This window comes from Enterobacter sp. WCHEn045836 (assembly GCF_003965585.1).
GTDB lineage: Bacteria > Pseudomonadota > Gammaproteobacteria > Enterobacterales > Enterobacteriaceae > Enterobacter > Enterobacter dissolvens.
In genome coordinates, this window is sequence record NZ_RXPT01000009.1 from 230,599 (window position 1) to 238,300 (window position 7,702).

At 54.2% G+C, this 7,702-nt stretch carries 5 protein-coding genes; 2 read left to right on the top strand and 3 right to left on the bottom strand.

Annotation, left to right across the window (positions count from 1 at the left end; genetic code table 11):
• Positions 1-4 precede the first annotated feature (4 nt).
• The 3 genes from EKN38_RS14205 to EKN38_RS14215 are packed head-to-tail and all read right to left on the bottom strand — an operon-like array spanning position 5 to position 4,429.
• Positions 5-1,366, bottom strand: a complete 1,362-nt coding sequence (locus EKN38_RS14205) for a TolC family outer membrane protein (protein ID WP_126522259.1) — start codon at positions 1,364-1,366, stop codon at positions 5-7.
• Complete coding sequence (locus EKN38_RS14210) at positions 1,366-2,679, bottom strand: HlyD family type I secretion periplasmic adaptor subunit (protein WP_014832143.1); 1,314 nt, start codon at positions 2,677-2,679, stop codon at positions 1,366-1,368. The genes EKN38_RS14205 and EKN38_RS14210 overlap by 1 nt, the downstream gene beginning before the upstream one ends.
• Entirely contained in the window at positions 2,672-4,429 is a 1,758-nt protein-coding gene (locus EKN38_RS14215) for a type I secretion system permease/ATPase (RefSeq protein WP_260480559.1), read from the bottom strand. Before EKN38_RS14215 ends, EKN38_RS14210 begins: the two co-directional genes overlap by 8 nt.
• Positions 4,430-5,097: 668 nt before the next feature.
• Here EKN38_RS14215 and sapA point away from each other — a divergent pair.
• Both sapA and sapB read left to right on the top strand, forming a co-directional pair.
• On the top strand, positions 5,098-6,738 hold the full coding sequence (gene sapA / locus EKN38_RS14220; protein ID WP_014832145.1) for an ABC transporter substrate-binding protein SapA: 1,641 nt from the start codon (positions 5,098-5,100) through the stop codon (positions 6,736-6,738).
• Positions 6,735-7,700, top strand: a complete 966-nt coding sequence (sapB, locus tag EKN38_RS14225; RefSeq protein ID WP_014832146.1) for a putrescine export ABC transporter permease SapB — start codon at positions 6,735-6,737, stop codon at positions 7,698-7,700. The genes sapA and sapB overlap by 4 nt, the downstream gene beginning before the upstream one ends.
• Positions 7,701-7,702 lie beyond the last annotated feature (2 nt).

The window sequence follows — 7,702 nt, forward strand, 5'->3', positions numbered from 1 at the left end:
ACAATCATTGAGCAAAATACGAATCAAGTAACATAACGTTATCATTGTTTATTTCGCCCGTCTGCGCGAGCAAACTGACCCATGCCTTAATGACAGCATGTTTTTCTGCAGTAAGCTCAACTTTGGTTTTATAGAAAGATTGTTCTGCATTTAATAAATCGATATTCATGCGCTGACCGGCCTGAATGCTTTTTTTCGTCGCTTCAATTTGTCGCCTGGCGGCCTCCACCGCGGAAGCATAGGCAGCCAGGCGCTCTGACGCATGGAGGCATTTATTTAAGGATTTTTTAATTTCGCTGTAGGTCGCCAGCCGCTGTGCATCATGAAGATATTTTGCCTGCTCATAGCGGGCCGCCGCCTGACGAATGGAGGCGGAAACGCCGCCCCCGGAGAACAGATCCATGCTGACGCGCAAACCTATGCTGTCGGTACGATATTTCTGGTGAATGGTATTGTCGTTGCTTGAGTCGTTCTCCGAATGCATCGCGTAAAGCTGTACCCGGGGAAGCGCACCAGCGCGGCTGCGTTCAATTTCATAGCGTTTTTCTTCCACGCTATGTCCGGCAGAAAGGATATCGGGATTATGCGCGGCCGCCTTTTGTTCCCAGTATCGATAGTCTCCTGATGCCAGCGGCAGCTTAAGCGGCTTTTCACCGAGTATCGGCAGCGCTGCCGTCTGCGAAAGATCCATGCCCACGATCGCCGATAGCGCAACGTTAGCCGTATCCAGCGTATCGCGCGCCTCCACCTCATCCGCAATCGCCAGACTGAGCGCAGAGGCGGTCTCTGTGACATCCGTTACTGCGCCCTCACCGGCCTCAAACTGTCGCTGAGCCTGCTTTTTCTGCTCTTCCAGCCCCTGACGATGAAGAGCCGCAAGCTGAAGCCGTTGATGCGCCTCGGTAAGATCCAGCCAGGCGGTAATGAAACGGTTTTGCAGATCAATCAGACTGCTTCGGTAGCGTTCATCAGACTGCATTTTTTTGATGATGCCGATGCGATATCCCGCGTAGGCATCATAATCAAACAGCGGCTGAACAACGGTAACCGATCCCGAATAACTGTCATATTGTTGATGCTGCACCACCTCAGAACGCTCCCCCAACAAATTTGTCTGCTGGTACTGCTGCCGCTGCCAGTTACGCGTTGCGCGCTGGTAACTAACGCTGACTTTTGGCAGTAACCCGGCGCGACCAATGGGGATGTACTCTTCTCCGGCAAGCTGATCCTTCACAGCAGCGCGGTACTGCGGATCGTTGTCCAGCGCCATGAACCAGCCCTGGGTCAGTGTCAGCGCAGCTGCTGAAAAGGACGTCATCAGCGAGAGCAGGTACAAAACAGGTATGAATTTTGCGGTAAACATCATTACTCCTCGATGAACGACCGCGACGCACGATCCATGATGGGTTTCAACAGATAGCTCAACAACGAGCGCTCTCCGGCTTTTATAAAGACCTCTACTGGCATGCCCGGTTTAACCTCCTCGCTCTTCAGCTTTTTCATCCCCTCTGGCGTAACGGCGATCTGAATCTTGTAGTACGGCTGCTGAGTCGTGGGATCGGTCTGGCGATCCGCGGACACCAGCGCTACCCGGGCCGGAATTTTCGGCGTGCTTTGCTGGTTGAAGGCGGTAAACATCAGGGTAACGGGCATGCCCTTATGGACTTTATCGATCAGGGCGACGTCAATCTGCGAGTCGATAATCAGGGGGGAGGCCTGCGGGACAATTTCCAGTAGCTGCTCTCCGGCACTCACCACCGCCCTGTCGCTGGCAAGCGCGAGGTTCATTACCACGCCATCCTGCGGTGCGACGACGCGGGTCAGGGAGAGATCGACACCGGAGAGCGTCAGCTGTTTTTTGCTCTCGCTGACCTGCAGGCGAAGCTGGTCAATTTGCGTTTCTATATCTTTCCGGTTGTCAATCAACCGCTGCTGCATGCCGCGTTTGAGCTGGGCGATCTGATTCCCTAACTCTACGATTTTGCTGCGGGTTTCACCCACCTCGCCCGCCAGAGACGCCGATTGCACCTGGATATCGAGGAAGCGGTTACGGGGGAAATAGCCCTCTTCCATCAGCGGCTTCAGGTCTTTGAGTTGACGATTTAACAACGCAAGCCCTTGCGCTTTCGTCTCGCAGGTTCTGGCAAGCGAATCGCGCTGACGTGCCAGCCCAGCGATGGCCTGAGCATCGTTTTCCTGAGCATTTTTCAGCGCTTCCTGCCGGGCATGCATAAGCTGGCGTTGCTGAACCACAATGGGCTCGAGCGCATCCCGCAGGGCTTCGTCTTCTGTCTCAGGGGGTAAGGTCAGCGTTTGCATGCCCGCCAGCTCAGACTGCAGGCGGCTTTCAGCAATGAGCGACGTCAGATAATGCTGGCGCGCAGCGGAGAGTTGGGCGAGCGTCGATTGCTGGCTGAGCAGCACCAGCAGGTCGCCTTTATGTACCGTCTGCCCCTCTTTGACGGCGATGCTTGTCACCACACCGCCTGTGGGTGCCTGTACGGCCTTACGGTAGCCGTCCACCACCACGGTTCCGGTGGAAACAACACCTTTATCCAGCGGCGCCAGTGCCGCCCAGAGCAAGAAAGATCCCAGACCTGCCAGCAACACTACCCAGCCAAGGCGGACAAACGGAACGACGTCAACAAGGGGCGTCTTCTGCGCATCACTATTATGCATGGGCTTTTCCTTGTTCAGCAGGGACGCTGTTTGTCTTATTTACCGGGCGAGTTGACTGCTGTAAGAGTTGTGCCGTTGGGCCATAAAGCTTGGTTTTTCCGCCTTCGAGGACGAGCAGATGGCTGGTCAGCGGCAATATTCCCGGACGATGAGAAATGATGACGACGCTTTTTTTCTGCTGCCGGAGCTGCCGGATAACCTGCTGCAAAGCCTGCTCACCGGATTCATCGAGGTGAGCGTTGGGCTCATCAAGGATCACCAGTGCCGGATTGCCGTACAGCGCCCGGGCCAGGCCAATGCGCTGTTTTTGCCCACCCGACAGGGCCATACCCTGCTCGCCGGTCAGGGTGTTATACCCGTCAGGCATACGCAAAATCATGTCGTGGATCCCGGCCATCTTTGCCGTGGCGATCAGTTGTGTTGAATCAATCTCACCAAACTGGGCAATATTCTCAGCGAGGGTTCCCGTGAAAAGCGTAACGTCCTGCGGCAAGTAGCCAATTCCGGGACCCGGCTTCTGCTTCTGCCACTGATAAATATCCGCCCCATCCAGCCTGACATCCCCCTCTCCGGCAGGCCAGACACCGCACAACACTCTGGCGAGACAGGATTTCCCCGATGCGCTGGCTCCCACAATTCCCAGCACCTCACCCGGGTTTACCCGCAGAGTGATGTTTTGCAATATGGGCTGCCGGGGGTTTCCCGGGGGGAAAACGGTGACATTTTCCACCGTGAGCACTCCCTGCGCTGCCGGCAGGCGAATGCTCTCCTGCGCCGGGGGAAAGTCTCCCGTCAGACGAACCACGCGTTCCCATGCCAGACGAGCTGACCGGTAGCCTTTCGCCACGCTGATGAGTTGTTCCACCGGTGACAGCGCTCTTCCGAGCAAAATTGACCCCGCGATCATCATACCCGGCGAGATGTCTCCCAGAATCGCCAGCCAGCAGCCCAGCCCCAACATCAGGGACTGAAGCGCCATACGTACGGTTTTGGTGACGGCAGACATTAATACAGCGCGTTCACTGGCCGCGCTCTGGCAATAAAGGAACTGTTGGTGTCCACGCCACCAGCGCGCCTTAACGTTGTCAGTCATCCCCAGGGCATGCAGCGTCTCGGCAGATTGTAAGGAGCTGTTAGCCTGGTGGTTTGAGATCAAGGAATACCCCCCGGCTTCATTCAAAAGCTGACGCGTCGTTTTTTCGTTGATAAACGCCAGGGCCAGCAGCAGACATGCGCCTGAAAGCGAGAACACCCCGAGCCACGTGTTAAAAAGGAAAATAACGCCGAGATACACGGGAAACCAAATGGAATCAAAAACCGCAAATAACGCCGGGCCGGTAACAAACTGGCGTATAACGGTGAGGTCGCTGATAGCCTGCCCGGCATTCGGGCTGTGCTTAACGAGATTACTTTCACATGCAGCGGTATAGAGTGCAGGCGAAAGCGCATTATCAAATTGATTACCCAATCGGATGATAACGATGCCACGCGCGTAATCAAGGAGTGCCATGACGGCAAACATAAATAACACCAGCAGCGTCAACATAAAAAGCGTTGTGGTATTCCCGGATGACAGCGCGCGATCGTAAACCTGCAACATATAAATAGATGGCGCCAGCATCAGTATATTTATGACCGATGAGAAAAACGCAATCGTCACGAATATGCGTGTGCGAACGCGTGCAAAATTCTTAATTAGCCCCAAAGGTTCAATCACCCCTAACCCTCTGATGTTTTGGTCAATTCTCATGCCATGAGAAAGACGCGAGACGTTCATGATGAAAAAGATTTAACAATAAATATAAAAAAGCAGACAACCAGGTGCAGTGCCGATCGGTATGCCCCAACAGAAAACTGTAATTTTCTTAGATGTTATGACGATTCATTTTATTCTTTTTTCCTTTCGCCCTGCCAAATTGCAGAATCAGAGGAGCAGTATATAAATCAACGTTACTCGCAACGCAACCATTAATTAAACAAGAATACGTTTAGTGAATATTTCTTATTATAATGCATCGCCTCAATAATAATTCACGCTATCGCATCCTGCTTGCACAAGATAAACAGCGCGCACTTTATTATGGGGTTTTATTGCCCACTCAATATCGCATCGCGAGGTAACAGGAAGATGTCTGCCGTGAGTTCCATCAGCCAATCACGCACGCAGTTGCTAACCGCATACGGTCTGTCGGGGCGAATCCTTCGTTTATCGCGAGTCAGACAGGGCATGAAAATGCTAAGATGGTTAATGAGGTATATTCAAAGTGGAGAGTCGGTATGAACGCCGATCAGGTTGGTATGCTGAATGAGCGACTGCAAGCGCTACTGCCCCCAGGATGCCCTCAGGGATAAACGACACTGGATAATTTCGTTTAATATTAGTAAGATAGCCACTTAACATACAATACCTTAAAAATTATGCGTCTGGTCTTATCGTCCTTTTTTGCACTCAGTCTGTTCAGTAGCCAGGCCTTCGCTGCACCCGAGCTGGCTGAGCAGCCTGATATTCGTGACAGCGGCTTCGTCTACTGCGTCAGCGGCCAGGTTGATACCTTCAACCCGCAGAAAGCGGGCAGCGGCCTGATTGTGGATACCCTTGCCGCTCAGCTTTATGATCGTCTGCTTGATGTTGATCCGTACACCTACCGTCTGGTTCCTGAACTGGCGGAAAGCTGGGAAGTGCTGGACAACGGCGCAACCTACCGTTTCCGTCTGCGTGATGACGTTGCGTTTCAGCATACGCCGTGGTTTACCCCTACGCGCAAACTGAATGCAGACGATGTGGTCTTTACGTTCCAGCGGATCTTCAACCGCAATCATCCGTGGCATAACGTCAACGGGGGGAATTTCCCCTATTTCGACAGCCTGCAGTTTGCCGACACCGTTAAAAGCGTGCGTAAACTGGATAACCGGACGGTCGAATTTTCTCTGACGCGCCCGGATGCCTCTTTCCTCTGGCATCTGGCCACCCACTATGCGTCCGTCATGTCTGCTGAGTACGCGGCAAAGCTGAACAAGCAGGATCGTCAGGAGCTGCTTGACCGCCAGCCAGTGGGCACCGGTCCGTTCCAGCTGGCCGAATACCGCGCCGGGCAATACATTCGTCTGCAGCGCCATGAGCACTTCTGGCGCGGCACGCCGCTGATGCCGCAGGTAGTGGTCGACCTGGGTTCTGGCGGAACGGGAAGACTGTCGAAACTGCTGACCGGCGAATGCGACGTGCTGGCCTGGCCTGCCGCCAGTCAGCTCACCATTTTACGTGACGATCCGCGCCTGCGTCTGACGCTGCGCCCGGGCATGAACATTGCCTACCTCGCCTTTAACACCGATAAGCCGCCGCTGAATAACCCGGCCGTCCGTCACGCGCTTGCGCTGGCCATTAACAACCAGCGTCTGATGCAGTCGATTTATTACGGCACCGCGGAAACCGCTGCCTCTATTTTACCGCGCGCTTCGTGGGCGTATGACGGTGAAGCCAAAATCACCGAATACAATCCCGCAAAAGCGCGCGAACAGCTTAAAGCCCTGGGGGCTGAAAACCTGACGCTGCAACTTTGGGTGCCGACCAGCTCTCAGGCCTGGAACCCAAGCCCGCTGAAAACCGCCGAGCTGCTGCAGGCCGATATGGCGCAGGTAGGGGTAAAAGTGATCATCGTACCGGTTGAGGGGCGTTTCCAGGAAGCACGGTTAATGGACATGAACCATGACTTAACCCTGACGGGCTGGGCGACCGACAGTAACGACCCGGACAGTTTTTTCCGTCCGTTACTGAGCTGCGCGGCAATAAACTCGCAGACCAACTACGCTCACTGGTGTAACCGTGAGTTCGACGCCGTACTGCAAAAAGCACTGGCGTCACAACAGCTCTCGTCACGCATTGATGCCTATGATGAAGCACAAAAGATCCTGGCTCAGGATCTGCCCGTGCTGCCGCTGGCCTCTTCCCTGCGTCTGCAGGCCTATCGTTACGATATTAAAGGCCTGGTGTTGAGCCCGTTCGGCAACGCCTCCTTCGCCGGGGTTGCCCGCGAAAAAGAACAAGAGGTGAAAAAACCATGATTATTTTTACCTTGCGTCGACTCCTGTTGCTGCTGGTGACCCTCTTTTTACTGACCTTTGTTGGCTTCAGTCTGAGCTATTTTACGCCGCACGCCCCGCTTCAGGGGTCGTCGCTGTGGGATGCCTGGCTGTTCTGGTTTAACGGCCTGCTGCACTGGGATTTTGGCGTCTCCAGTATCAACGGACAGCTTATCTCTGAGCAGTTGAAAGAGGTTTTTCCGGCCACGATGGAGCTCTGTATTCTGGCCTTCGGCTTCGCCCTGATGGTCGGTATTCCGGTAGGCATGCTGGCGGGGATTTATCGCAACAAATGGCAGGATAAATTTATCAGCGCCCTCGCCCTGCTCGGTTTTTCTATCCCGGTCTTCTGGCTGGCGCTGTTGCTGACGATGTTCTTCTCGCTGACGATGGGCTGGCTGCCGGTATCGGGCCGCTTTGATCTGCTTTACACGGTTAAATCGGTAACCGGATTTGCCATTATAGATGCATGGCTGTCTGACTCCGTCTGGCGTCATGAAATGATCGTCAGCGCCCTGCGTCATATGGTATTGCCGGTGCTGACACTTGCGGTGGCACCCACCACAGAAGTCATCCGTCTGATGCGCCTGAGCACCATGGACGTGTTTGATCAGAACTATGTCAAAGCGGCTGCCACGCGGGGACTCTCTCGCCTGACGATCCTGCGTCGTCATGTCCTGCACAACGCGCTCCCGCCGGTCATCCCGCGTCTTGGGCTGCAGTTTTCGACCATGCTGACTCTGGCGATGATCACCGAGATGGTCTTTAGCTGGCCGGGTCTTGGACGTTGGCTGATTAACGCTATTCGTCAGCAGGATTACGCTGCCATATCGGCCGGCGTGATGGTGATTGGTTCGCTGGTGATTATTGTTAACGTGATTTCCGATATTTTGGGTGCAATGGCCAACCCGTTGAAGCATAAGGAATGGTATGCCTTACGATAGCG